Source organism: Zoogloea ramigera (assembly GCF_006539865.1).
In the GTDB taxonomy this organism is placed as follows: Bacteria; Pseudomonadota; Gammaproteobacteria; order Burkholderiales; family Rhodocyclaceae; genus Zoogloea; species Zoogloea ramigera.
Genome location: NZ_BJNV01000027.1, coordinates 31,719 through 56,894 on the forward strand (window position 1 = coordinate 31,719; position 25,176 = coordinate 56,894).

At 59.0% G+C, this 25,176-nt stretch carries 30 protein-coding genes and 1 pseudogene; 15 read left to right on the forward strand and 16 right to left on the reverse strand.

Annotated elements, in window-relative coordinates; genetic code table 11:
- Positions 1-51 precede the first annotated feature (51 nt).
- The 5 genes from ZRA01_RS09465 to ZRA01_RS09485 all read left to right on the forward strand — a co-directional run bounded on the left by ZRA01_RS09465 (position 52) and on the right by ZRA01_RS09485 (position 3,430).
- Positions 52-756: a glutathione S-transferase N-terminal domain-containing protein gene (locus ZRA01_RS09465; protein WP_004099038.1), complete on the forward strand. Its 705-nt coding sequence runs from the start codon at positions 52-54 to the stop codon at positions 754-756.
- A complete protein-coding gene (locus tag ZRA01_RS09470; RefSeq protein WP_002118270.1) occupies positions 753-1,721 on the forward strand; it encodes a magnesium and cobalt transport protein CorA in 969 nt (322 codons plus the stop codon). The genes ZRA01_RS09465 and ZRA01_RS09470 overlap by 4 nt, the downstream gene beginning before the upstream one ends.
- Positions 1,722-1,812: 91 nt before the next feature.
- The gene (locus ZRA01_RS09475; RefSeq protein WP_004099040.1) at positions 1,813-2,385 is read left to right on the forward strand and encodes a hypothetical protein; all 573 of its coding nucleotides are present in this window, start codon (positions 1,813-1,815) and stop codon (positions 2,383-2,385) included.
- Between the two features lie 87 nt (positions 2,386-2,472).
- A complete protein-coding gene (locus ZRA01_RS09480; protein WP_004099042.1) occupies positions 2,473-2,922 on the forward strand; it encodes a hypothetical protein in 450 nt (149 codons plus the stop codon).
- A gap of 79 nt (positions 2,923-3,001) precedes the next feature.
- A complete protein-coding gene (locus ZRA01_RS09485) occupies positions 3,002-3,430 on the forward strand; it encodes a RidA family protein (RefSeq protein ID WP_018429625.1) in 429 nt (142 codons plus the stop codon).
- A gap of 30 nt (positions 3,431-3,460) precedes the next feature.
- Here the strand turns inward: ZRA01_RS09485 and ZRA01_RS09490 are convergent, their stop codons facing one another.
- Together ZRA01_RS09490 and merR are read right to left on the reverse strand one after the other, a co-directional pair.
- The gene (locus ZRA01_RS09490; RefSeq protein WP_241360701.1) at positions 3,461-4,216 is read right to left on the reverse strand and encodes an MFS transporter; all 756 of its coding nucleotides are present in this window, start codon (positions 4,214-4,216) and stop codon (positions 3,461-3,463) included.
- Positions 4,217-4,279: 63 nt separating this feature from the next.
- Positions 4,280-4,714, reverse strand: coding sequence for a mercury resistance transcriptional regulator MerR (gene merR, locus ZRA01_RS09495; RefSeq protein ID WP_000429838.1), 435 nt, complete (start codon positions 4,712-4,714; stop codon positions 4,280-4,282).
- Between the two features lie 71 nt (positions 4,715-4,785).
- Between merR and merT the strand changes: the two genes are divergently transcribed.
- The 6 genes from merT to merE are packed head-to-tail and all read left to right on the forward strand — an operon-like array spanning position 4,786 to position 7,933.
- The gene (merT, locus tag ZRA01_RS09500; RefSeq protein WP_001294667.1) at positions 4,786-5,136 is read left to right on the forward strand and encodes a mercuric ion transporter MerT; all 351 of its coding nucleotides are present in this window, start codon (positions 4,786-4,788) and stop codon (positions 5,134-5,136) included.
- A 15-nt stretch (positions 5,137-5,151) separates the two neighbouring features.
- Positions 5,152-5,427, forward strand: coding sequence for a mercury resistance system periplasmic binding protein MerP (gene merP / locus ZRA01_RS09505; protein ID WP_000735441.1), 276 nt, complete (start codon positions 5,152-5,154; stop codon positions 5,425-5,427).
- 2 nt (positions 5,428-5,429) lie between these two features.
- On the forward strand, positions 5,430-5,675 hold the full coding sequence (gene merF / locus ZRA01_RS09510) for a mercury resistance system transport protein MerF (protein ID WP_000654684.1): 246 nt from the start codon (positions 5,430-5,432) through the stop codon (positions 5,673-5,675).
- Positions 5,672-7,318 carry a mercury(II) reductase gene (merA, locus tag ZRA01_RS09515; RefSeq protein ID WP_000136268.1) on the forward strand — a complete coding sequence of 549 codons (1,647 nt, stop codon included), beginning with the start codon at positions 5,672-5,674 and terminating at the stop codon, positions 7,316-7,318. Before merF ends, merA begins: the two co-directional genes overlap by 4 nt.
- A 16-nt stretch (positions 7,319-7,334) precedes the next feature.
- Positions 7,335-7,700, forward strand: a complete 366-nt coding sequence (gene merD, locus ZRA01_RS09520; protein ID WP_003465059.1) for a mercury resistance co-regulator MerD — start codon at positions 7,335-7,337, stop codon at positions 7,698-7,700.
- Complete coding sequence (gene merE, locus ZRA01_RS09525; RefSeq protein WP_001087809.1) at positions 7,697-7,933, forward strand: broad-spectrum mercury transporter MerE; 237 nt, start codon at positions 7,697-7,699, stop codon at positions 7,931-7,933. The genes merD and merE overlap by 4 nt, the downstream gene beginning before the upstream one ends.
- A gap of 52 nt (positions 7,934-7,985) precedes the next feature.
- Here the strand turns inward: merE and ZRA01_RS09530 are convergent, their stop codons facing one another.
- The 4 genes from ZRA01_RS09530 to ZRA01_RS09545 are packed head-to-tail and all read right to left on the reverse strand — an operon-like array spanning position 7,986 to position 12,465.
- The gene (locus ZRA01_RS09530; protein WP_000904941.1) at positions 7,986-8,600 is read right to left on the reverse strand and encodes a recombinase family protein; all 615 of its coding nucleotides are present in this window, start codon (positions 8,598-8,600) and stop codon (positions 7,986-7,988) included.
- 60 nt (positions 8,601-8,660) lie between these two features.
- On the reverse strand, positions 8,661-9,878 hold the full coding sequence (locus ZRA01_RS09535; protein WP_054485448.1) for a TniQ family protein: 1,218 nt from the start codon (positions 9,876-9,878) through the stop codon (positions 8,661-8,663).
- Entirely contained in the window at positions 9,875-10,783 is a 909-nt protein-coding gene (locus tag ZRA01_RS09540; protein WP_054485447.1) for a TniB family NTP-binding protein, read from the reverse strand. The genes ZRA01_RS09535 and ZRA01_RS09540 overlap by 4 nt, the downstream gene beginning before the upstream one ends.
- Before the next feature lie 2 nt (positions 10,784-10,785).
- A complete protein-coding gene (locus ZRA01_RS09545) occupies positions 10,786-12,465 on the reverse strand; it encodes a TnsB C-terminal domain-containing protein (protein WP_141351555.1) in 1,680 nt (559 codons plus the stop codon).
- A gap of 372 nt (positions 12,466-12,837) precedes the next feature.
- On the opposite strand from ZRA01_RS09545, the gene ZRA01_RS09550 reads away from it, so the two are divergent.
- A complete protein-coding gene (locus ZRA01_RS09550; protein ID WP_141351557.1) occupies positions 12,838-13,416 on the forward strand; it encodes a hypothetical protein in 579 nt (192 codons plus the stop codon).
- Positions 13,417-13,446: 30 nt separating this feature from the next.
- Positions 13,447-14,346: a nucleotidyl transferase AbiEii/AbiGii toxin family protein gene (locus ZRA01_RS09555; RefSeq protein ID WP_141351559.1), complete on the forward strand. Its 900-nt coding sequence runs from the start codon at positions 13,447-13,449 to the stop codon at positions 14,344-14,346.
- Here the strand turns inward: ZRA01_RS09555 and ZRA01_RS09560 are convergent.
- From ZRA01_RS09560 to ZRA01_RS09575, 4 genes are all read right to left on the reverse strand, one after another.
- Complete coding sequence (locus ZRA01_RS09560) at positions 14,323-15,219, reverse strand: type IV toxin-antitoxin system AbiEi family antitoxin domain-containing protein (RefSeq protein ID WP_141351562.1); 897 nt, start codon at positions 15,217-15,219, stop codon at positions 14,323-14,325. The genes ZRA01_RS09555 and ZRA01_RS09560 overlap by 24 nt on opposite strands.
- Positions 15,220-16,779: 1,560 nt before the next feature.
- A complete protein-coding gene (locus ZRA01_RS09565) occupies positions 16,780-18,114 on the reverse strand; it encodes an IS4 family transposase (protein ID WP_443096950.1) in 1,335 nt (444 codons plus the stop codon).
- 75 nt (positions 18,115-18,189) lie between these two features.
- Complete coding sequence (locus ZRA01_RS09570) at positions 18,190-18,387, reverse strand: hypothetical protein (RefSeq protein ID WP_141351564.1); 198 nt, start codon at positions 18,385-18,387, stop codon at positions 18,190-18,192.
- Positions 18,388-18,712: 325 nt separating this feature from the next.
- On the reverse strand, positions 18,713-18,913 hold the full coding sequence (locus ZRA01_RS09575; RefSeq protein ID WP_141351566.1) for a hypothetical protein: 201 nt from the start codon (positions 18,911-18,913) through the stop codon (positions 18,713-18,715).
- Between the two features lie 104 nt (positions 18,914-19,017).
- Between ZRA01_RS09575 and ZRA01_RS09580 the strand changes: the two genes are divergently transcribed.
- A complete protein-coding gene (locus ZRA01_RS09580) occupies positions 19,018-19,872 on the forward strand; it encodes a DNA-binding protein (protein ID WP_141351567.1) in 855 nt (284 codons plus the stop codon).
- Here the strand turns inward: ZRA01_RS09580 and ZRA01_RS09585 are convergent.
- The 4 genes from ZRA01_RS09585 to ZRA01_RS09600 all read right to left on the reverse strand — a co-directional run bounded on the left by ZRA01_RS09585 (position 19,862) and on the right by ZRA01_RS09600 (position 22,025).
- Complete coding sequence (locus tag ZRA01_RS09585) at positions 19,862-20,149, reverse strand: integration host factor subunit beta (RefSeq protein ID WP_141351569.1); 288 nt, start codon at positions 20,147-20,149, stop codon at positions 19,862-19,864. The genes ZRA01_RS09580 and ZRA01_RS09585 overlap by 11 nt on opposite strands.
- The gene (locus ZRA01_RS09590) at positions 20,146-20,784 is read right to left on the reverse strand and encodes a GIY-YIG nuclease family protein (RefSeq protein WP_141351571.1); all 639 of its coding nucleotides are present in this window, start codon (positions 20,782-20,784) and stop codon (positions 20,146-20,148) included. Before ZRA01_RS09590 ends, ZRA01_RS09585 begins: the two co-directional genes overlap by 4 nt.
- Before the next feature lie 49 nt (positions 20,785-20,833).
- Entirely contained in the window at positions 20,834-21,223 is a 390-nt protein-coding gene (locus ZRA01_RS09595; RefSeq protein ID WP_141351573.1) for a hypothetical protein, read from the reverse strand.
- A gap of 73 nt (positions 21,224-21,296) precedes the next feature.
- Positions 21,297-22,025 (reverse strand): AAA family ATPase, encoded by a 729-nt coding sequence (locus ZRA01_RS09600; protein WP_141351574.1) that lies wholly within the window; start codon positions 22,023-22,025, stop codon positions 21,297-21,299.
- 861 nt (positions 22,026-22,886) lie between these two features.
- Between ZRA01_RS09600 and ZRA01_RS09605 the strand changes: the two genes are divergently transcribed.
- Positions 22,887-24,146 carry a replication initiation protein gene (locus ZRA01_RS09605; RefSeq protein ID WP_141351576.1) on the forward strand — a complete coding sequence of 420 codons (1,260 nt, stop codon included), beginning with the start codon at positions 22,887-22,889 and terminating at the stop codon, positions 24,144-24,146.
- A gap of 170 nt (positions 24,147-24,316) precedes the next feature.
- On the opposite strand, the gene ZRA01_RS09610 is transcribed toward ZRA01_RS09605, so the two are convergent.
- A complete protein-coding gene (locus ZRA01_RS09610) occupies positions 24,317-24,910 on the reverse strand; it encodes a plasmid pRiA4b ORF-3 family protein (RefSeq protein ID WP_141351578.1) in 594 nt (197 codons plus the stop codon).
- Between the two features lies 1 nt (position 24,911).
- Positions 24,912-25,124 (reverse strand): annotated as a pseudogene (locus ZRA01_RS09615) (transposase domain-containing protein); the annotation flags it as partial.
- Positions 25,125-25,176: the final 52 nt, after the last annotated feature.

Consider the following 25,176-nt stretch of genomic DNA (forward strand, 5'->3'; position numbering starts at 1 on the left):
CTTGAAGCAGATCATTCCATTCAGCCGCCGTCGCAGTGCCAGGATCCAGATATGACAGACCTCTCCTCCTTTCCCATCACGCAGCGCTGGCCAGCATCTTATCCGGATCGCTTGCAACTATACGCGGCCCCCACGCCCAACGGCGTCAAGGTCTCGATGATGCTGGAGGAGACTGGCCTGCCGTATGAGCCCCACTTCGTCGACATCTCGAACAACGAGTCGAAGGATCCAGCGTTCGTGTCGTTGAATCCCAACGGCCGCATACCCGCGATCATCGATCCGGCTGGCCCTGACGGCCAGCCCATTGGCATATGGGAAACCGGTGCGATCCTCATCTATCTGGCCGACAAGACGGGGCAGCTCATCTCAACAACACCCGCCCAGCGGTACGAGACTCTGGCCTGGGTGTTCTTTCAGGTGTCGGGCGTTGGGCCGACCTTCGGACAGCTAGGCTTTTTCCTGCGATTTGCCGGCAAGGACTATGAGGACAAGCGACCTCGGCAGCGCTTTGTTGATGAATCCAGGCGTCTTCTCGGGGTCCTGGATCACCGGCTGGAGGGCCGCGAATGGATTGTCGATGATTACTCGATCGCGGACATTGCGACGTTTGGCTGGGTGAATGCGCTGGTCGAATTCTACGCAGCGGGCGACATCCTCGGCCTAAGCAGCTATTCGAACGTGCAGGCATGGCTCGAACGCGGGCTGGCGCGACCGGCTGTACAGCGTGGCCTGCGAATTCCTGCGAGGCCTGCATGACCATTATCGCCGCATATTATTACAACGAAGGTAAGCGAGTCCGTGAAATCAGGCTCGATGAGCACGTCGAACTAAACGAGAATCGCTCGGGCTTCTGCTGGATCGCGCTTAGCGAGCCCACCGCAGACGAACTCAGCGCGATCCAGACGACGTATAACCTCCATCCTTTGGCGATCGACAACGCCATGCACCCGCTGTGCCCGCCCAAGCTCGAGGTCTACAACGATGAGTTGTACGTCGTCGCCCAGACCGCCGAGCTGGTCGGCGACCGGATCAGCTACGGCAAGATGGCGATCTTCACCGGTCACAATCACCTTATCACCGTGCGGCACGGCAATGCCGGAGCGCTGGGCAAACTTCGGGAGCAACTCGAGGCATCGCCGACGCAGTTCGGCAAGGGTGTCGACTATGTGCTGCACGCGATCTTGCACCGAGTGGTCGACCAGTATCTGCCCATCTTCGAAATGATCGAGGACGACGTCCTGGCGATGGAGCGACGGTCGCTGCACGATTTCCTCGGGCCAGAAGAGGTGGCGCGAATCTTCGAACTAAGGTCCGAACTCACGCGGTTCCAGCGCACGCTCGGGGCTATGGCCGAGCTGGTGCGAAAGCTCGTTCGCGGCCACTTTCCCTGCATCAGCGCCGAAATGACACCATATTTCCACGACGTCGCGGACCATGTCCACCGCGTGCAGTCCATGGTCGACGGCCTCCTGCTTGTCCTGTCCACGGTCTTCGAGGCCAGCAGCCTTCTGGAAGCGCAAAGGATCGGTGTGGTCACTCGCCAGCTCGCGGCCTGGGCGGCGATCTTGACGGTCCCGACGGCGATCGCCGGAATATATGGCATGAACTTCAAGCACATGCCGGAACTGGACACGCCATATGGCTACTTCGTCGTGCTCGGAGTGATAGCGGTGTTCTGCCTTCTCCTGTTCATGCGCTTCAAGAAGGCCAAGTGGCTATGAGTAACGCACTTCGCGAGCTTCTCCGTCCGCCGAGTCACAGCGCGCTTTGTGCGCGAGCGTGTCCAATCCAGTTCAAGATGAAGGTGCTTCCATGACCTCCCAGGTGACCGACGTTCTAGAAGCAGTCCAGTCATTCATCGCCAAAGGCTATGACCGCGAATACCGCGTCAAGGACGGCAATCTCGTCGATCTCGAACTAGGGTCAACCCTCGATGCATGCAGCATTCGCGTCGATGCGGCGTTGCGCCTCGAGAGCGGGGACGACGGCGAAGATGCCTCCAACATCTACGCGATCACCGATCCGGCGACAGAGCATAAAGGCCTGTTGATCGACGCCTTCGACGTGTTCCACGAAATCTGCCCCCGCGACTTGTCCGAGCGCCTTGTGGCGCATCGGGAAACAGCACCGGCAGGTGACCAGGACGCGCCGAGCAAGCACGGACTACGGAAAGTCTACAAGAGCGAGTTTCACAGCGATCCCGAGCGTTACGTTCTGCGCGAGGGCTTTCCAGACTTCCCGCCATGCCCTTTCGGCCAATCCTTCAGCATCCTCGGCTTCGATACCGCCGAGCAGGAATATGTCTGGCTCGTCACGAGCATCATTCGAGATCCTCGGCTGATCAGGGTTCCATACCAGGGCGAAGACGTCATCAGCGACGAATAGCGGTGTCGCTTAGCCGGAAAGGCTGGCCTTCCTGGCCCACACATCTGCAGGCTGAACTTTAAGAACATCGAAAATTAGGAGGTGATTATGGACTGGAACAAGGACCACATACGAGAAACTATGCTCTTGCTGGAGACAGCAGCGTTGCACAGCGCTCGCGAAAACTACCTGGACTATGTCTCTACCGCTCGGCTCGATCGGAGCGAACCGATCGAAAACGACGAACTAGCTCAGGCCGAGGTCGCGAGCGACTTCGCTGAAGCGCTCGATGACACGCTCCATGACTACGCCAATAAACTCGAAAAGCTCAGGACGATCGATTTCGGCCCCAAGTTGGCCGTCAACGAAGGCGCTGTCGTCAAGCTGTCCGGCCGCCACTTTGTGATCGCGGTGTCAACGAGCAAGTTTACCTGTCAGGGGCGTGAGCTCATGGGCATTTCCACGATGGCGCCGATCTTCGAAGCGATCGAGGGTGCCCGAGCCGGGGAGACCGTGCAGTTCAACGGCCGGGACCTCACCGTAGAAGACGTGGAATAAAGCCCTCCACCGCAGCCGGCGCGCTAGTGCCGAACGCCCTGCATCTCTTTCTGCATGCATACGGTCACTTGCAGCCGCGTTGACCTGGCTCATCAAAGGCAAACTCATGACAACACCTTCATTCTTCATCACCCCCGGATACGGGACGCGCCTGCATGACGCGCTTCATTATTCTCAGGCAATGCGCATTGGTGACCGCGTGGAGATCTCCGGACAGGGCGGATGGAACGACGATCTCGTCATTCCGGAGTCGATTGAGGAAGAGATCGAGCAGGCGTTCAAGAACGTGGAACGGACGCTCGCGACCGCCGGAGCACGCTGGCCGCATGTGGTCCACGTCAATTCCTATCACGTCGGTGGATTCCCTCCCGTGATCAACGAAACAATGGCCAAGCTGTATCGCCACTACATGCCCGACCGCGCTCCAATCTGGACGCAGTTGGGAATCGAAGCGCTGGGGCTTCCAACCATGCGTATCGAAATTCGCGTAACAGCTATCATCGCCTGACCCCGCGGTTCGTGCAGGCGCCGTGCCGCGCTAATCCCGCACGCCCTGCGCCCGCTTCTCCATGCATATCATCGTATCGAGAGATCCGGTTATCATCGGCGTGCTCGGAGAACGGGGGGCCGCCTTGGCCTGGTTGGCGCGCCTCGGCTGCCTGCGGGCGATGGCCAGCACTGCCAGGAGCGTGAGCAACGCCGCCGCATAAAGGAACAGGCCGCCAGGGCCGACGATATTCATTGCAGCTGCTCCTATTAGGGGGCCAGCGGCTGTCCCGATCCCGTTGAGCAACAGAAGCCCGCGCGCGGTGCCGAGTAGCCGACCGGCCGGAAGATCGTCGTTTGCGACGGCGAGACACAACGAATAAATCGGGATGCCAAAGCCGCCGAACAGCGCACCTGCCGCAAGGAGCAGCGGCAGAGGCGCTTCCACCGCCAACGCTACGCCGATGGCAGACGCTGCGGACGCCAGCGCCGCACCGGCGATGACAAGATTCCGGGGCACTCGATCCGAAAGCCAACCGAGTGGCCAATGGAAGGCGAGCGTTCCACCAAGAACCGCAGCCATGAAGGCGGAGATACCGCCCACATCGAGGCCGATGCTCTGGGCGAAGTTCGCGCCCATGCCCCAGAAACCACCGATAGCCAGGCCGGCCAGGAAAGCGCCAGCCGCAGCGAGAGGTGATACGAGGACGAGGTCCCTGAACGCGACCCATTCCTGTTCCACCTGGGCCGGCGGATGACTGGGCAGCAAGGTGATCGGAACCACCGCCGCTGATATCAGCAGCGACACGATGAGGAAGGAGTCGCCTCAGAAAACGGAAAATAAAGCACGCTAAGGCGTAGTTCCCTCGGGCTACACCGCGTCCGCACTGCGCGGTTCTTTCTTCCCTTGCAGTGACGCAATCAGCGGGCAGGAAACGTTCCCCTTCCGCGCATGGCAGGCGCACACCAAATCAGACAGCACGGCCTCCATGCGCGCCAGGTCAGCCATCCTCTCGCGCACGTCCTTGAGCTTGTGCTCGGCCAGGCTGCTGGCTTCCTCGCAATGGGTGCCATCCTCCAGCCGCAGCAGCTCGGCGATCTCATCCAGGCTGAAGCCCAACCGCTGGGCTGATTTCACGAAGCGCACCCGCGTTACATCCGTCTCGCCATAGCGGCGAATGCTGCCGTAAGGCTTGTCCGGTTCCGGGAGCAAGCCCTTGCGCTGATAGAACCGGATGGTCTCCACATTGACCCCGGCCGTCCTGGCGAAAACGCCAATGGTCAGGTTCTCCAAATTGTTTTCCATATCGCTTGACTCCGTACATAACTACGGAAGTAAGCTTAAGCTATCCAATTCAGATTCGAAAGGACAAACGTATGTCTGAACCTCAAAACGGGCGCGGCGCGCTCTTCACTGGCGGGCTGGCCGCCATCCTCGCCTCGGCTTGCTGCCTCGGGCCGCTGGTTCTGATCGCCTTGGGGTTCAGCGGCGCTTGGATCGGCAACTTGACGGTGTTGGAACCCTATCGCCCCATCTTTATCGGCGTGGCGCTGGTGGCGTTGTTCTTCGCCTGGCGGCGCATCTACCGGCCGTCAGCCGCCTGCAAACCGGGTGAGGTTTGCGCGATTCCCCAAGTGCGAGCTACTTACAAGCTCATTTTCTGGGGCGTGGCCGTGCTGGTTTTGGTCGCGCTCGGATTTCCCTACGTCGTGCCATTTTTCTATTGATCACAGGAGTTCACCATGAAAAAGCTGCTTTCCGCCCTTGCCCTCGCTGCCGTTGTTGCCCCCGTGTGGGCCGCCACCCAGACCGTTACGCTGTCCGTACCGGGCATGACCTGCTCGGCCTGTCCGATCACTGTCAAGAAGGCGATTTCCAAGGTCGATGGCGTCAGTAAAGTTGACGTGACCTTCGAGACGCGCGAAGCGGTGGTCACCTTCGATGATGCCAAGACCAGCGTGCAGAAACTGACCAAGGCTACCGAGGATGCGGGCTACCCATCATCAGTCAAGAACTGATCATGAAAGACCCGAAGACACTGCTGCGGGTCAGCATCATTGGCACAACCCTCGTGGCGCTGTGTTGCTTCACCCCTGTTCTGGTCATTTTGCTCGGTGTGGTCGGCTTGTCCGCGCTGACCGGCTATCTGGACTATGTGCTGCTGCCTGCGCTGGCGATTTTCATCGGCTTGACCATCTACGCCATCCAACGAAAACGCCAAGCCGATGCCTGCTGCACCCCGAAATTCAATGGAGTAAAAAAATGACCGAAATCACCGTGAATGGCATGACCTGCACATCCTGCGCCACCCATGTCAAAGATGCTTTGGAAAAGATTCCCGGCGTGAATGCCGCTGTGGTGTCCTATCCAGAAAGCCGCGCGCAAGTCATGGCAGACACCGCCGTGAGCCACAACCAACTGCTGGCCGCCATCGCCGCATTGGGTTATCAAGGCTCGATCCGGGTTGGTGATTTCAAAGATGAACCAAAAATCCGTGATGCACTTGAGGGCGCCGGTTTGCATATCGCCATCATTGGCAGCGGCGGGGCCGCGATGGCGGCGGCGCTGAAGGCCGTCGAGCAAGGCGCGACGGTCACGCTGATCGAACGCGGCACCATCGGCGGCACCTGCGTCAATATCGGCTGTGTGCCGTCCAAGATCATGATCCGCGCTGCCCATATTGCCCATCTGCGCCGGGAAAGTCCGTTCGACGGCGGTATTGCGGCAACTGTGCCTGCGATTGACCGCAGCAAACTGCTGGCCCAGCAGCAGGCCCGTGTCGATGAACTGCGGCACGCCAAATACGAAGGCATCCTGGACGGCAATCCAGCCATCACCGTTTTGCACGGTGAAGCGCGTTTCAAGGACGACCAGAGCCTGGTCGTCCGTTTGAACGAGGGTGGCGAGCGCGAGGTAACGTTCGACCGCTGCCTGGTCGCCACCGGTGCCAGTCCGGCCGTGCCGCCGATTCCGGGCCTGAAAGAGTCACCCTACTGGACTTCCACCGAAGCGCTTGTCAGCGACACCATTCCCGCACGCCTGGCCGTGATCGGTTCGTCGGTGGTGGCGTTGGAACTGGCGCAAGCCTTTGCCCGGCTCGGCAGCCAGGTCACGATCCTGGCACGCAGCACCTTGTTCTTCCGGGAAGACCCGGCCATCGGCGAGGCCGTGACAGCCGCTTTCCGCGCCGAGGGCATCGAGGTGCTGGAGCACACGCAAGCCAGCCAGGTCGCCCATGTGAACGGCGAATTCGTGCTGACCACCGGACACGGTGAATTGCGCGCTGACAAGTTGCTGGTTGCCACCGGTCGGGCACCGAATACGCGCAGCCTCGCGCTGGACGCGGCGGGGGTCACTGTCAATGCGCAAGGGGCCATCGTTATCGACCAAGGCATGCGCACGAGCAACCCGAACATCTACGCGGCCGGCGACTGCACCGACCAGCCGCAGTTCGTCTACGTGGCAGCGGCCGCCGGCACCCGTGCCGCGATCAACATGACCGGCGGCGACGCAGCCCTCAATCTGACCGCGATGCCGGCAGTGGTGTTCACCGACCCGCAAGTCGCCACCGTGGGCTACAGCGAGGCGGAAGCGCACCACGATGGCATCGAGACCGACAGTCGCACGCTGACACTCGACAACGTTCCGCGAGCGCTTGCCAACTTCGACACACGCGGCTTCATCAAGCTGGTCATCGAGGAAGGTAGCGGACGGCTCATCGGCGTGCAGGCGGTGGCCCCGGAAGCGGGCGAACTGATCCAGACGGCGGTGCTCGCCATCCGCAACCGCATGACGGTGCAGGAACTGGCCGACCAGTTGTTCCCCTACCTGACAATGGTCGAGGGGTTGAAGCTTGCGGCGCAGACCTTCAACAAGGACGTGAAGCAGCTTTCCTGCTGCGCTGGATAAAAAAAGGAGGTTTTCAATGAGCGCCTACACCGTGTCCCGGCTGGCCCTTGATGCCGGGGTGAGCGTGCATATCGTGCGCGACTACCTGCTGCGCGGATTGCTGCGTCCGGTGGCGTGCACCCCGGGCGGCTATGGCCTGTTCGATGATGCCGCCTTGCAACGGCTGTGCTTCGTGCGGGCGGCCTTCGAGGCGGGCATCGGCCTGGACGCGCTGGCGCGGCTGTGCCGGGCGCTGGATGCTGCGGACGGCGATGAAGCGGCCGCGCAGCTTGCCGTTCTGCGCCAGTTCGTCGAGCGTCGGCGCGAAGCGTTGGCCGATCTGGAGGTGCAGTTGGCCACCATGCCGACCGAGCCGGCACAGCACGCGGAGAGTCTGCCATGAACAGCCCCGAGCGCTTGCCGTCCGAGACGCACAAACCGATCACCGGCTACCTGTGGGGCGCGCTGGCCGTGCTCACCTGTCCCTGCCATTTGCCGATTCTCGCCATTGTGCTGGCCGGCACGACGGCCGGCGCGTTCATCGGAGAGTACTGGGGTATCGCAGCCCTCACGCTGACCGGTTTGTTCGTCCTGTCTGTGACACGACTGCTGCGGGCCTTCAAAGATCGATCATGAGCGCTTCCCATTGAGACAAACCACGCTGTCGCTACGTTGCCTCATGCCGGCATCAAATTCGGCTGAGTAGCTTCTCGCCATCTGGACGTAGCTCACCCTTGGGTGAAACATGCCGATACAGGGTCTGCCGCGTGACGCCAAGTTCCTGGCACAGGTCGCCGACCTTGGTCTCTGGCTGACCCATTGCCGCCATCGCCAGCCGCAGCTTGGCGGCGGTCATCTTGAACGGCCGGCCGCCTTTCCGCCCGCGCGCGCGGGCCGAGGCTAGGCCGGCAATCGTGCGCTCCGCGATCAACTCGCGCTCGAACTCGGCCAGGGCGGCGAAGATGCCAAAGACCAGCTTGCCGGCGGCGGTCGTGGTGTCGATGGCCGCGCCGTGCCCGGTTAATACCTTCAAGCCGATGCCGCGCCCAGTCAGGTCGTGCACGGTGTTGATGAGATGTCGCAGGTCGCGTCCGAGCCGATCCAGTTTCCACACGACCAGTGTGTCGCCAGTTCGCAACGCCTTCAGGCAGCTCGTCAAGCCGGGCCGATCCTCGCGCATGCCGGATGCCTGGTCCTCGTAAAGATGTACTGGATCGACCCCGGCGGCAATCAGCGCGTCGCGCTGCAAATCGGTAGCCTGGGAGCCGTCCGCCTTCGATACCCGCATGTAGCCTATCAGCATGTCGTACCTGTCACATATACGTTCGATTATGTGACAGTGTGATCCAGAAAGTTATGGCCGTCAAAAATTGTCACTTAACCCGTCATTCTGTCTAAGGCATGCAAAGGGTCCGTCAGGCATATAATGTGACAGAAATTCTGGAGGGATGCCCTCCTTTACAAACGTGACGCGCAAGCGCTCCAGCGACTCGGGGTCATGCCGTCCATAGGATGCGAGCGCGAACAGTGAGCGGGCGGTTTCGGGGTTGTGTCGCGCCTCGACAATGGCATCGCCGATTGCTTTGACGGCTTGCTGCCAATGATTGATCGGCTCGGTTTTCTGCACAACCGCTGGCAGGCCATTGGTGAACCCGGTCAACGGCTCTGGCAGGAACAGCACAGCCTGTTCCCCGCGCGGACTCAGCACCTTCGATTCGATCAGGTCGATGGCGATGGCCGCCGCCTCCAGCATCTGCAACTGTATCGTCGGGTCCAGAATCTCGTAGGGATGCCAAAGACTTTGCCCGGCGCGTAGCGGATGGCCGCAGCGCTCCCAGATATAGCGAATACTGCCGGCGCAAGTCCCGCAATGCGAGAGCGGGGTATTCAGCTCATCAAGCAGGGTGCGCAGCAACCGAAACCAGAGGCCGGCATGGATGCGTCGACGCGGCAATTCCACATACCCCAGCGTCAGCGCCTGCCAGGTACGCCGGTCCATCGTCGCGATGGCGTCGTTGGCTGGGCGCGGCGAAGCGTCGGCGTTCTCCCAGCCGAGAAAACGCCCCGGTACGCCCCAATAGGATTCCAGCCAGCAGCCATGCAGCGGACAGCTCAGCATCAGGGGCAGCTTCCAGGCGAGTAACACAGCTTGATCCGTTGGGTTATTCAGACAGAGCGGGCAGGCCCGATGGATTGACCGGCCGGGCAGCCACGCGCGCCAGCTCGTGATCGATCTCGTCTTGCGCTTGCGCTTCGGCAGCAATACCGAGAACTGGAACGCATAGGTTTCCAGGGCGGCCGGAGCACGGTCGTCGAGGCTGTCCAGCAGCCACGGCACCCAGCCGGCGACGCTCATGCCGCGCAGCCGGTCCAGCTCGATGCCGCTTCGCTGGGAGAGCATCGTCAGCAGCGCCAGTGGTGGTGCGGTGTCCAGATCATCGGCCTGGCCGTGCCCGAGATCGTGTTCCAGCAGGTCGAGCATATCCATCTGATAGCAGGCGGCGACGCGATTGAGCCATGAGGACAGGGCTTCGCCTTCTCTGGGAGCTGGATGCAGCGGCCAGCGTGGAGCCGATTTCACATCAGTTCCTGCTCGAACTGCCGACGCCGCTCGCTGGGGCCGGTGTAATCGGCCATGCTCAGCGTGCGATGGTTGATCGCTTCCTCGCCGCTCTCCACGGCGGCGAGGGCTGCCGCCATCAGCAAGTGCGTCAGTTCGCCGATGGTGCCTTCGCTGCGTGTGAGCAGGTAGCGGGCCATGTCCAGCGTGGCAATCGACGAGGGGCGCCGCAGTGGAAGCGAAGCGGCGAAGCTGGCGAGCAGTGAGCAGCAATCGTCGTTGGCCTCCCACACCGGCAGCATCATCGGCTCGAACCGATTTTCCAACTGGTCATCCGAGCGAATGGCGAGGTAGGCGTCGCGCGTGCCGACCCCGACCAGCGGGATACGTAGTTCGTTGCCGAGGAAGCGCAGCAGGTTGAGGAATTCCCGGCGGTTGACGCTGTTGCCGGCCAGGACGTTGTGCAGCTCGTCGATCACCAGCATGCGCACGCCGACCTTGCGCAGCAAGGCCAGCGCCAGTTGCTCCATTTCCGGCAGCCGTGGGCGCGGGCGCAGTGGCGCGCCCATCGCGGCGAGCAGTGCGACGTAGAAGCGGATCACCGACGGCTCGGACGGCATCTGCACGACCAGCACCGGGATGTGCTCCTGGTCGGCATCAGCACTGGCCGGATGTGTGCGCCGGAATTTCTCGACGATCATCGACTTGCCGTTGTTGGTTGGGCCGACCAGCAGCAAGTTGGGCATGCGTTGCTTATTCGGCCACGCATACAGGGTTTCCAGCCGGTTCAATGCCTCGATTGCGCGTGGATAGCCAATCCAGCGGTCGGCGCGAAAGCGCTGGATGCGCTCGTCCGCCGGCAGCCGAGCCAGCCCCTGCGCTGCCGGCAGGAGGTGGGACAGGTCGATGATGGGATATTCGTCCACGGCTACCATTCCTCGATCTGGTCGAACGGTTTGGCCGGTGTCAGGTTATCTGCCTGCGGGTCGGCAACGTCCGTTTCCGGTGGAGTCGGCTTGTCCGGCGGAACCGACACCTTGAGGTGCTGGCGGCGATCCGCATCACGCCGCGCCTTGCGCGTGGCTTTCTGTGCGCTGGTCACGATCTCGCGCATCTGCCCGATCATGCGGAACAGCGCCGATTCATCCACCTGTTCGCGCCCTTGCTGCCGCAATTTCGCCAGCGCCTGCCGTTGTTCCCAGAGGGTGACTGCCGGGTGCGACAAGGTACGGTAGGGGATTTCCAGATAATGCTGCCCCTCCGGTTCCAGCACCCAGATACGGCTGATGTCACGCGGGTCGCGCCGAATCAGGAAGGCCGGCCAGCGCTCGCGCCGCGCGATCCACGGTTTGAGCGCATCGGCGTAATAGTGGATGTGGTCGAGGACGAAGCCGGTGCGGGTCAGGGTGCGGCGAATGATGGGCAGGAAATCGACCAGGAAAGCCGTAGCGCGGGTGACGACAGCCGGTACACCGACAAGCCCCACCGCCTCGGCCCAGCGCGCCGCCGGCGGCTGAAGCAGGCCGTTGTGCACAGAGCCGTGATAGGTGCCCACCGCCAACGTGAGCCAGCGCTCCAGCTCATGCAATGTCAGAGCGGCCTTGTTTTCGGAATCGTAGTCCCCGCGCTGGTCAGGGTTGGAGAAGGTCGTCCCTGGCAATTCATCGTGGATCATCTGCATCGCCGTGCCGATGATCCGTTCCACGATGCCGCCATAGTGCGGCTGCCCTGGGGGACGATAGTCCAACCGGATGCCGTGCTGTTCGCAGCCACGGCGCAGCGCCTCACTTTTGAACTCGGCCGCGTTGTCCAGGTAGAGCAGCCTGGGCTTGCCGCTCATCGGCCAATCCATTTCTATATTCAGACCCTCCAGCCAGGGACGCTTGTCGCAGGCAACATGCACAAGGCACAGGCCGACCGAAACGGATGACGGCGCTTCCAATGTGACCACCATGCCGAGCACGCAGCGGGTGAACACGTCGATGGCGAGGGTGAGGTACGGCCGGCGAATCGGTTGCCGGTCGCGCTCGTCCACCACGATCAGGTCGATGACTGTGTGATCGATCTGCACTTGTTCCAGTGGCGCGGTCATGGCGGGGGGCTCACCACCGACACCTTGCAGGCTGCGTGACGCATCCTGACCTTCCCGGCGGCGAGCGGCCTTGAGCGGATCGAGGCCGGCGATCCGCAGGGCCACAGTGTTGCGCGCTGGCACCCGTAGCTTTTGTGCTTTACAAGCCTGCGCGACCTCGCGGTGGAACGCCGCCAAGCTACGCTTCTGCTTGGTCAGGAAGCGCTTTTGCAGCAACTCGCGGATGATGCGCTCGACCGATTCCGGCAAGCGTCCCTTGCCTTTTCCGCCGCCGGATTGGCTGCGAGCCAAGTCAGTCACAAGCCCCGAGCCTTGCCGGGCACGGCGGATCAGGACATACACCTGCCGCCTGGACAGGCTAAGCGCGTGAGCAGCGGCATCGGCGGCTTCATGCCCGACCACATCAAGGGCTGCCAGCGGCCCGATGAATTCCGCCCGTTGCCGGGCCTGCGCCCATGCCGCATCGGGCAGGGTGGCCACGCCTTGCTCGGCAATCAATGATGTGTCTGACGGCATGCTCACACCTCGCTTTGGTGCACACGAGTATTGAGCATAGTCGAGATTGGTGAAGATGACTTCTGATATTTGGCTATCAGGAGCTGACTGCACTCCGGACGTTACGTCCAGTTAATTGGTGCAATCGTCTTCTGAAAACGACAGCTGGCCAGAGAGGTGGCGATGTCTCAGAAACGGTCGTTTTTGAGATAACCGTTTCAGGGAGTTCAGGCGTGATGCCATCCGGCATTTTGGCTACAATGACCGCGGGCTGGATCAAAGCCTGCTGCCCGCCTCGGCGAACCTGGATAGGATGATCTTCACTTTACACATAGAGATCCCATTGCGGACTCGGATGCGGGCACCGTGCCTTCCGCGCTAATGGAGGTCTCCATGCGCTACATCCCCGTTACTGACGTTTTCGTCGAGAAGCTCAAGCAGCAGGCCAAGAAGCTCAAGCGTAGTAAGGCTATTCAGCAGGCCGAAGCTCTTGACCGTGTTGCCCGAACCTATGGCTTCAACCACTGGGGACATGTCACCTGGTGTTTGAAAGAGTCGGCTTCTCGGCAGTCGCAAGGGACTTCGATCAAAGCCGATTTCATCGACCCCACTAAGCTGTCGTTCACGTCAGAAGTTGAATACATCATCGGTTGTGCGCTCAAGGGCTCCAGTAACCTGGTTCGCCTGAAGTCCTGCATCCTGTTTTCCACTGGCGACGGGGATGCTTGGCTGCTGGATGCTGATGACTATCGTTCCCTCTGCCTGCTTTGGCATGGTGAGCGGCAACCAGCCAAGATCATCGAGGACGAGAAGACCTTCTATGTCGAGTACGACGGTGTGTTCGACATCAACAGCGGTAGTTTCCGGGTTTCCTCGGAGAACCCGAAGATCGGTCAGCGCACAATCTTCGGGTATCCAGCAGATGACATTGCCGAGCTTGTCGAGTCCGTCCGACGAAGCTTGGTCCACTGACCAAGACTCCCCCTCAACCAGGACAACTAGATGAAGAAGGATCGTGCAACGGCAGGCGTAGCAACTGCTAAAGACTTGGAAGTCATCAAGCGTGCAGCGATCGTTGCCATGTTCGCTGACGACGAGTTGATGGATCTACTCGTCCTCAAAGGCGGTAACGCCATGGACATCGTCCATCAAGCCAACTCACGGGCATCAGTTGACCTGGATTTCTCGATGGACGAAGACCTCGACTATGAGGCTGTGCAACCCAAGATCGAGCGGACAATCCGAGCGACTTTCGAACAGCACAAATACTACGCGTTCGACGTGAAAATGACCCAGAAACCCGGCAAGATGCCAGAGGATCTAGCGTCTTTCTGGGGGGGATACCTGGTTGAGTTCAAACTGATCTCCCAGAAGCGGGCGGACGAGGTCAAGCACGATCTGGCGACCATGCGGCGCGAAGCCATCCGGCTTGGCGAAGGCCCCAAGTTCACGATTGACATCAGCCGGCACGAATACACCGCCGACAAGAAGGAATACGAGCTCGACGGCTACGTGATCTACGCATATCCGCCGGAGATGATCGTGAGTGAGAAGCTTCGCGCGATCTGCCAGCAGATGCCCGAGTACGCTGAAATCATCCAGCGGAACGGGCTCGGCAACCAGCGCGCACGGGACTTTCTCGACATCGAGGTCCTTGTGCGGATGTTTGACATTGATCTCACCACAGAAAGGGTGAGGTATATGGTCGAGCAGATGTTCGCCGCGAAGCGCGTCCCTCTGGCGCTGCTGGGGAAGATTGGATATACACGGGATTTCCATGCTCAGGGCTACGAAGCGGTCAGAGCGACCATGAAGCCCGGCGTGGAGGTCAAGCCGTTCAACGAGTACTTCGATTTCGTGGTCGAGGCATGCCGGGGCCTAGAACCCCTCTGGAACATGTAAGCGCCAGCGGCTGTGATAGGTCGTCCTGCCCATGGCATGGGTCAGGTAAAAATCGCGTTCCATTGGCTCTCGCCTGAACAGTTCCACCTGGGAAGCCCGATAGCCTGCACGCTCCAGGTAGTAGCCGATAGCCTGATGGTACGGATAGCCGAGACGCAGTTGCTTGAGCATCGCCCTCATCGCATTGACGGATAGCTGCTCCTTGGCATTCTCAAAGGCCTTAGCCACTTCGAAAACGCCGCCTGCGTAGAAGGGCCGGACGACAATATCAATCATTGTTCGCTCAAGATTGGTGTATCGGAGCCTGAGAGGGCGCTCGCCTCCAAAGTTCACCTCACCAGCAGAGATCCCGAGCCCTTCGTGATAGGCCGCCTCCAAGAGCATGACGCGAATACCTTCCTCCTCGAGCTCGATCTGGTTGCTAGACATACGTGGAAGCCTTTGAAAGGCTTCGTCGATATTCTCCTGTGGGTAGAGCGGGGGGGTTTCCCTTCGGGAAGACTCTCCACGGTGTTTTTCTCGGCTTAGATAGACGGTTTTCGGAATCTGCTCCGTCAAACCATGAATGCGGACAGCAGTGTAGTGGCTGTAGTAGCTATCCTTCACCAGCCCGAGCAATGTTTCCAGGAGAGGAACTTCACCCCAAGTGAAGCCAGAGACGACTTCCCGAGGAAAGGTGATGGCGACCTGCCTCAGTTCGCTCTTCTCCACCATGAAGTTCGAAAACTCACGCAGGGTGGTGTTCTGCGCAAGACGCCAAAATGAGCGGTTCTGGACAAAGACCTTTGCGAGATCGCTAGGTCGCAGGATTGCCGGACCTTGCGATAAAGCCTTAACGATGTCGGGTTTAGCGATCTGAAGGCGAGTTGCCATTTAATATTTCATGCTGACGGGCATATATGCCCGTCAGCATAGATTTTTTTACATGTTAAGTCAAGACACAGACCTATACAAATCAATGGCTTTTGCCTTTTAAGCCTTGAAAATCGAAGATTTTAATGTTACTCTAGACGGCATATATGCCGGCTAGAGATATAACCCATGAAACTGCTAGCTCGTGAGCCATCAATGCACCCTCCACGGAGCCAGCTGTTGACCGCAGCAGGCCTCGGTGTAGCTATGGGGGCAAGGACAGGTATCAAGTCTTGCCCCGTTCAATGCGGGGCAGCCCCATAGCGAGGGGCGCGGGCAGGAAAACCGTGCTCCACCTTGTCTAACAAAGCGCCGCTGCCTGAACTGTTGCACTCAAAAATCGATTCTCTGCCCCCCACTTCTCGCCCCCTCGCCAGGCAACTTGTCAAGCCCAGACAATTGCCAGCAGTAAAAAAAAATTCATTAAAGTCAAATACTTAGAAACAAAAAAATCAATACCATCAACTAATTTTTCAAGCAACACAAAAAATCATAACAAAAACAACAACCTATAAAAGTCAACACCTGTTGACTTAAGCGGATAATTTATATATTATCCGCATGTTCCTCGGGTCGTTTTGCTCAAGCAAAGCGGCCCTTTAGTTCGGAGTAATTTGCATCACCTCCCCGATGAGTTGAACTAAAAAAACCCCGCCGAAGCGGGGAAATTTAAGAGTTAAAACAGCGGAAACTTTGACAGTGTTTTAGCCATATAGTAGATGGCAAGGCACACATAACCCAGAGTTTGGATGTAATCTAAAGGCATACCATAAAACGCTCTCTTTCTTCAGAGTTTTGGGACTGATCCAGTTGGTAGATCTCGGTACCGGTTGCGCCCAGTACCGAGAATTGTCCAACTTTATTAGGTTAAAGCAAGTTACCTCGACCGTCAATAAGGCGTCGGGGTATTTTTTTTTGCAAAACGCCTAAAGCCCGCACTAGGGCGGCTGTTCGCTAGGGCTACGCCATAAAAAGTCGCGATCAGAAATCGGAGAGAATGGCTAGCTACTGCAGCGCATAGTCGCATGCCCGGCCTAACGACTAAGAATGGGCCGATGGCCTGAAAAAGGCAGTCACCTCGCGCACGGTTGGAGATGGCTGCGCGAGGTCATGTTGAATACCACGTGCAAGGTTGTCGATCTGGTTTTTCATCTTTGCAGTTCCTGTGACGCGGAACAGCTGCGCTTTGTAACGTCATCGTGGCATCACGACCGGCAACGCATGACTATTAAACAGATCACTCCCCGCCCACATAGGTATCTCCCCAGGGTTGGTGATGCACCGTACACGGCTTTCCGGTGAGCGAGTTCACCCCGCCAGATACCGAAGGCCAAAGGCGCACCGGCTCCCGGCCATGCCCGCGAAGCCGTCATTGAGACACCACGCGAGCCAGAAGGGAGCTACACGATCAGGCCGCCGAACAACACCCGTCGATCTCCGTAACGAGGCCGGTTATGTTGCTCTGTGTGAGCCGAGTCTGAATCTCCGCCAGGCGGCAGAAGGCATCCCATTCCACACAACTCATAACGCATGAATCGTTCGCATTTTCTCGACCCCTCTGACGAAGCTGGTGACTCTCGCAAAGCCTTGCCATAAGGTTTTGACCCCGGGCTCACCATCGCCTTTTCGGGCAAGAAAGCCACCGAGCATGGCGATGCGTCGGATGACTTCGCGCACCGATGGCGTCTTCTTGGGCGGGTCTTTCTCGGCCAGCAGCCAGGCGGCCTGCCACTCCACCGGATCAAACACTTCGCTGGCGGGCAGCTCGGGATGAGTGCGGGCCAAATGCTGCAGATGTGTCAGGCGCCAGGCCACAACCAGGTAGATAGCCAGCGCCAACTCCAGCTTCTTGATCTCCCCCAGCTGCAGCGCCTCGACACGGCAGCCGTTCTTGAGCACATGAAACAGGGTTTCGATTTCCCAGCGGCAGCGATACCAGTCGATCAACTCCGCGGCCTGCTCCACGGTGCTTATGACCCGGTTGGTCAGCAAGCGCCATTCGACAGGCTTTTGCCCGGTTTGCAGGCCCGTTTCGCAGGCAATCAGGCAGCTCACCTGCAGGGTGCCGCCCTGACCGTCAGGCAGCGCCACGACGTGAGCATGAAGTGTCTGGCGTACGGTTCGTGCGGGCTGTCGGGTGCGTGGGCCCAAAGTGAATTCGATTTCGCCCAGAGAGGGCGTGGCCAGCGTCGCGGGCCACAGCTTGCCGCCCTGGGGCAGGCACCGGTTGTGCTGGGCGCGCAGCACATAGTCCGCCGGATAGGCCAGCGCATGGGCGCGCTGCATCAACTCAAGCATGTCGGCCTCGCGGTCAGCGACATAGACCAGCCGCGTGCCCGGCAATTTCTGCGCACGCTCGGCCACCCGTTCATACCCTTCAACCCAGCGCCGGCTCTCCAGCGTGCCCAGCGGTCGTGCCCACATCCAGTTGTCCAGAATACCCAGCGGCAGTCGCTGGGGCGTCACCGCATAGGTCGGATGCACATACATCCCGCGCTGTGCTTCATAGGACAAGCGTCCCAAGCCGTCGATGTCTTGGCCGTTGAAATCCAGCTCGGTCGTGTCCTGCAGGCACAGCACTACCGGGTGCGCTGCCATACGGGCCTCGGTGCGCGCCATGTGCGGCGCCAGAACGGACTCCCAGCCCAGCCCGCGTTTGTCCGCACGCGCCTGGTCGAAGAATCGGTAAGCCGCCTGCGTTTCAGTGCGCCCATTGCACGCACCCGGAATGCTCGCTGATGGGGCATCACCGAGCCGATCCACCAACTTGATCAGGCGCCTGCCCAGACGTGCATCCCCAACCTGCGCCCCGCCAAACTCGTCCATTGCCCAGCTCCCTTGGTGGTTCATGATCATGCCTTGGTCGATAAAATGGCATGACGCAAGCACGAGGTATACCAGACTAATGCAAAGGGTTATTCGGGGTGCGCCTCAGCTGGCAGGGGTATGGCGGATGAGTTGTGTGGAATGGGATGGGCAGAAGGTGCGCTCTAAGCGCACCACCTCCGAGTCAAATCCACTGGCCGGCACGATGCTGGACACCACCAGTACTTGATCGTTTTTGCACTGCGCGCGAATAAAGTCGGCGGCCTCGGCAAACCTGGATAGGATGATCTTCACTTTGCACATAGAGATCTCATTGCGGACTCGGATGCGAGCTTCGTTCGAGCAAGACCTGATCTGAGCTTGAAAACAAAAATATTAAACTTTAATAATATAAACATATCGTATTATTATTTTAAATTCACCCCCATCATCTGGGGATAAGTTCGTGGACAGCCTGGTTGCTTTGCTTTGAATCCCTTGGCAGACAAGGGTTTGGAAGATTCGCTTAAAATTTAAGCAGTGCTTGGACGCCTAGAACTCCTTCACCGACCAGCTTATGTTGAGAGTCACTGAGTCGGTGGCAGAGTTGTTCGGCGTCGTAGCCTGGACGCCTTCCTGTCGGAAGCGCTCAGCGCTCAGTGTGCAGGTACGGGCGTTGCATCCGGCGGTCGATGGCGTAACTCGAGATAACTGCAGTACCGTCGAAATCATTGACCTCGAGGTCGTATACGTTGGTATCGGAGACAGCGTCAATTGGCGTCAAACCGACAGCCGCAAGCACGACCACCATCGATTCACCGCGGTCGAGTTCTGCATTAACTTCGTGCATGAAGAGACGCCAGCGGCCGTCGGGTATATGTTGCCCTTGTCTCAATTCATAACATAACGTATCATAACGTAATATCATACCGTAACGCATTAAAAGGATTCGACATGGCTCGTGAAGCAACGGTTACTCAGGAGGAAGTGAACGCTGTCGCCGACCGTATCCGCGCCGGCGGTGGTAGGCCGACTGCTCGAGGAGTTCGCGAAGAGCTTGGAAGAGGCTCGATGGCGACAGTTCTGCGACTGCTCCAGAATTGGCAGGCCGGGCAGAGCCGGGCGCCGGACACGCCTGTCGCATTACCTACTGCACTTCAGCGCGCCCTGGTTGAGTTCATCGGCCAGGAAGTTGCAGCTGCAAAACTGAACCTCGAACAAGACCTCGTTACGGCACAACAGACGCAAAAAGACCTGATCGCAGAGAACGAGCTTCAGGCATCAGATCTGGAGGATCTCAAGACTGCACTGGAGGCGCTGCAAGGGGATAACAGTCAGCTCGAGGGGCGTTACGCGCAACTGCATGCAGACTTCACTGAAGCAAGACAAGCAGCCGAGACGCAGCGCCAGGCCGCTGAAGCAGCTCGGACCGAGACTGCGAAGCTCCAGTTGCGCCTCGAAGGGGTGCCCCGCCTTGAGGCTGAACTAACCAAGCTGAAGACAGATCTCGAGGCTGAGCGCGCGGCCCGAGTGGTTGCGGAGCAGGTTGCTGCGGTCTCGAACGCCAAACTCGAGCAGAGTCAGGCTTCGATTGAAGACCTAAAAGGCCGATTGGCCAAGGCTGAAACTGACCTGCGCGACGCGAACCAGGAGGCCGGGAAGCTGCGGAACCAAGTAAGTGCTCTCCAAGGATCTCTGGACAGTACAAGCAAAGAGCTGGCTCAAACCAAGGAAGAGGCTCGTCGGGCTGAAACTACCGCAACAGAGCTCAAAGGCCAACTGGCGTTGTTCGGCGAAGCTAAGTCCTAGAGAAATCAACCCGCTCGCGAAGCTCGAGCCCGGGTTTGAAGTTGATCGCCCTCTTGGCTGGAACATCAACCGTCACCCCTGTCTTGGGGTTTCGACCGAGTCTAGGAGGGCGGACATTGGTGCTAAAGGATCCGAAACCTCGAATCTCAATGCGTCCACCTTCCTCGAGCGTATCAGCCATAGCTTTAAGGATGACCTTGGCTGCGGCTGTCACGTCCGCGGCGGTTAAGGTAGGAAACGTACTGGAAAGTCTCTCGATCAGATCCGAGCGAGTCATGGCTGATTTTCAAACTGCTGAGCCTCAAGCCGCACTCGGCGCTCATCGAGAAGTTCACCATCGAACATCCAGTATCCTGAGCCGCTGACTGTTGTCGACTTGTATCCCATCTCTTGCAAGGCTTTCAGGGCAGCAGCAGATAAGCTCATCACTTCGCCCTTGTAGCTGACCTTGTTGTTGGGCACTACGAAGGCCTTCACGTCTTCATCACGTGACAGCACTAGCTCCGCTCCGGGCTCGATGCCCAGGGGGCTCAGGTTTATGCGGGCTCTACGTTGCTCCTTTAGCTTTTCCATGGCCTCGACCTCCACCGGGTCGATGTTCGTCTTGCCTGGGGTGACTTCCTTGAAACCGCCAATGCTCAGCGCAAGGACGATCTTCTCTGGTTCAACCTTGAAGAACTCTCGCTTCGGGTTGATACGCCGTTCTGCAAAGAGTTGATGCAACGTCTTCTCCAGCTTTTCGAGGTTCACCCCATCAGGGATCTCAGCTGCGAAGTGACATTCGAAGGGCAAAGGCACGCCGGTTGCGGTACTAAGGCTGGCGATACGCGACTCCACGCTATCAGTTGTGAGACCGATCTTGACTAGGCCGGGCATCACTTCGTTCTTCAGGACGTAGATGATCTTGGGCATAGACATGCAGAATATAGTATTACCGTAATATCATTGTATAGTATTTTTATCAAACAGGCCGCCCGGGCTTGAGCTTGGGAACCTTCTCCAACAGCTGCGCCAGGGTTTCAGCATCGAGATCTCGCATGGCGAGAAGGCCAGCTCGGATAAGCTCGCTACGGTTTGGGATGATCCCGACAGTCGCAAGCCGCAAACGGAGGCTGTCGATGATCGCGCTCTCATCAGGCAGAAGCGTCAGTGATTCGCGTACTGCTTGTCCACTGCGGGTAGGTCGCTTTCCCTCGGGCGCCTTAGCAGGCGCTACCCGCGCAGATTCAGCTGACTCAGCAACGGTAGCCACCGCCTGAACTAGGCCTCCAGCGGCCATTGCCGCTTCAGCAGCAGCGAACTTATCGGGAGCAGCAGCCCCAGCCAGCATTTTGTTTTTGAGCTTGTTCATACGAGAACATCCTCACACTGATATATCATCATATCGTTAGATAGTATGACAAAAATCGGTATTGAGTCTACTGTCAGGTGCCTTGCATGCCCAAGAGTTCGAGCACCTCGTGACCCACTGCGGTCACTTCTTGTTGAGCTTCTTTGGCTCCTGGGACATCGAACACAGTGCCGCCCAGGACGAGACTTTGTGCATACGCCTGGCGTTGACGGAAAACGGTCTTAAGCAAGTGACCATCCATCGTCTGAAGAACTTCTAGCGAGTCCTTCCCGAGCTGCGTCCGCGGGGTCAAGGCATTCACCAGAAAGGCGATTTTGAGGTTCTCGTTGAGCACCTTGGCCCGCTCGACAAGACCAAGCGTGTCTTTGACGCCCCAGATGTCAGCCAGGCTGGGACGCGTCGGAATGATAACGAGATCAGAAACAAGTAGGACTGACTGGGGGATCGGCGAGGTCACGGACGGAGGGCAGTCGACAATAATGAAGTCGTACTGTTGGGATAGCCGCTGGAGTTCTCGATGTATCTTCCCGCCGGCTGCAGACAATCCAACTACAGAGGCTGGGAAGGGCTTTGCATCGTCCGCTTGAGCAGCCCACTTAGTTGCCGTCTGGAGTTCGTCGGCATCCACCACCAGAACAGAATGCTTTTTGGCTAGAAAGCCAGCCAGGGTCATGCTGCCTAGTGTCTTCCCGGCGCCCCCTTTGTGGTTGCTGAAGGCGATGATTTTCGCGGTCACTTGGATTTCTCCCGTTCTGTTGATTTTCTGATGTTGCAGTGCAACCGATGCATGTACGTCGTACATGCTTTGCAAGATATCTTGAAGTCTTCTGGTTACCCGAGCTCACGCTCAAACAGCGTGGGAGTTTACCGTTATGCAGACAATCCCGACTTTGCAAGCCATTTTCGGGTTGCCCTCTCTTTGACCTTTACAACGCTAGGGTTTCCTGATTCTCGATTTGAAAAAGCCGCAGCGTTCGGTGCTCATTTGAGGCATTGGGGTTCGGCACCTTTGAATGGTTCCGACTGCTACTGCTTTTTAATATTAAGCAGCTTTAACTACTTTAGGCGTCCGGAAACCCGCGCTGGTACTGGGTTTCCAGCTCGTAAGGTCTAGGGAAACCCCCCTCTAAGGTCTAGGAAACCCCCCCCCCTTTCCAATGAAAGGTCTAGAGATTCCCGAAAGGTCTAGGAAACCCCCCCCCTAAGGTCTAGGAAACCCCCTCACCCGAACTGGTAAAGGTCTAGAAAAACCCCTCCCCCAGACCAAAGGTCCGGATGGACCGTTGCTGCCGATTCTCATAGCGGGGAACCTCTTAAAAAGGCCGAAAACTAGATTCTGCACCCCATCCGGCAAGCGATTTTAGGCCTGAACCCTTTAAAAGCCTGGGAACCTCCCCTCTCCAGTGGTCACTTCGGTGTTGCGTCTTACGGATTTCCCACGGATCGGCAGAATTCTCCTGACAACGGAGCGATCCGGTGCTGAAGGGCCCCCGAGAAAGGTCTAGAAATTCCCCCCCATCTGGCCGCCCGTGTCCAGAATCCTGCAAAGGTCTAGAAAATCCCCCCTCCCTTCAGCTTGCCTGGTGTGATACGGTTCGCTTAAGACTAGACTAGAAAAAATTTTTACAAGTCTAGTCCTTTGAACAGCATCGGGAGACATTCCGTGACGCGCTCGCAGAACATGGCTACAGAGCTGAAGAAAACAGGGGAGAGCTCCCTGGCTCAGATCAAGGCCCCGCAGGAGCTCGTGCACATCAAGCACAAGATCACGCTGCTCCAGTACAAGTACTGGATCCTCATGCTCCGGACTTACCGCGAACTTTACGAGGACGGCGAGGCTTTCAGGGCGGGGGAGTACTGTTACCTATCGATGTCCGCCGTTACCGAGGCGCTTGGCTACCAGCCGAAGACGAGCGAGATTGAGCGCGACCTCGAGGCGCTCCGCGTGGAGTCCCTCGTCCGCAACGTCCTTGAGAAGGATGGCCAGAAGGCGAAGGAAGGCACGGGCTTCATCAGCCAGTGGAAGGTGATGTCGACGAGGATCGGTGTCGTCTTTCCGGATGTGCTCCGCGAGGCGGTCGAGAACCTCGATCGCAAAGACTCGATCTTCCACCTCCTGAACTGGAACATTTTCAACAGCTTCACGGGCAAGTACGAGGCCGTCCTTTACAAGCTCTGCAAGGACTACGTCGGGGTGGGGGAAACCCCCTGGATTCCGCTCGAGAAGTTCCGTGAGTACATGGGCGTGAAGCCAGAGGAGTACGCGGACTTCAAGCGGCTCAACCAGTGGGTGATCAGCGGACCCGTGAAGCGCATCAACGCGAGCGAACTCTCAGACATCGAGGTCGATTGGGAGCCTGAGAGGAAGCAACGGAAGGTCGTCGCGCTCAAGTTCAGGATGCGCCCGAAGCGCCAGACCATGCTGGACTTGGGGGACCATCCCGCGTTCCGCTTTGCGAAGGTGAAGATCTCGCTCGCGCAGCAGAACGAGTACTTGGCGAAGGCGGACACCGAGACGCTGGAATACTCGATTCTGCGGGCCAATGAGTACGCCGAAGAGCAAGAGATGAAGGGCGAGCCGGCCGACCTCCACAAAATTTACCGGAAGGCCATCGAACAGGGCTGGGGCGATGAGTACCGCTCGAAGCTCCAGGCCGCGGAGGCGAAGAAGGCCAAGGAAGAGGTCCGCAAGCGCGCCGAGGCGGCGAAGGCCGCCGCCGACCTCGAGCGCAAGAAGGCTTCAGAAGCGCTCAGAGCCAAGGGCGAAGAAGCCCTCGCGTCCCTAGAACCCGAAGTGCTCCAAGCGCTTTTTGAGCGTTGGAAGACTGAGGCGAGCCCCCCCGCCGTGATGTCGAAGAACGGTCCCTCGTCCGTGGCGTTTCGGGCGTGGGCTAGGAAGGCACTGGCCGTGGGGGAAGGATAGAGACGAGAAAAGAGGGCGTGGCGCTGGTGCGCTTTGCCGCCACAGGCTGGGGAGAATCTGTTTTGCGCCCCAAGTAATGACAACAGGTTTATCTCAAATCCCGCACCAAAAAACAAACATATTTTAAATCATGTGCTTGGTAAGCGTCGTCCCAACCCCGTCTTGACGCCTCAGACCCTCAGCCTCTCCAGGCGCTCATTCACCGCAGACAAATTAAAGTGCCCGGGCTCGAAGTCCTCCCCGCACCACGCCCGCATGGCGTGGTGTTCGGGGTGGTCCGGGTCGAGGATGGCCTCCAGGAAGTCGGCGTAGCCCGGCGCGCCGCCCACGTCTTCGGGCGGTGCGGCGTTGGCGCCGGTGAGGCACAGGGCGCAGGCCGACAAGATGGGATCCGGCGGGTGGCGTTTCTCCACCTTGATCCGGTGCTCCCAGTGATCGCCGAAGTCGTAGAGGTACTTGAACGACTTCATGCCCGCGAGCGCCGTCTTGAGCTGGATGCGCTGCTCGGAGCGGGGCGGATCGCCCCAGTCGAACTCCGGGTCGGGGATGCCGTAGCGCTCTCCCGCGATCTCGAATTCGTGCAGATGCCCGCCGTGCCAGCCCATGACGCACTGGATGACGTGATGAAGCCTGGCAAGGGTGATCGACTCGGGGACGACGATCCGGCGCCAGATGGCGGGCTTGATCTCGGCCAGTTCGATCCGCAGTTGCAACAGATCGGCCGGTTTGCGGGTGCGCGGCTTGAGGGGGACGACGGTGCTCATGTCAGGCGGCGTTGAGAAGGGTCTTGGCGGGGTTGAGGTTCCAGGGCAGCAATTCGTCGATCCGGTTGATCGGGTGCTCGGCGATGCGCGTGAGCACTTCGCGCAGGTAGGCCTCCGGGTCGAGCCCGCTCAGCGTGGCGGTGCCGATCAGACTGTACATCGCCGCCGCCCGCTCGCCGCCGGCATCCGATCCTGCGAAGAGAAAGTTCTTCCTCTTATGTCGAGTTCAGCATAAGAGGAATTATGTCCAGTCCGCGATTATGCGG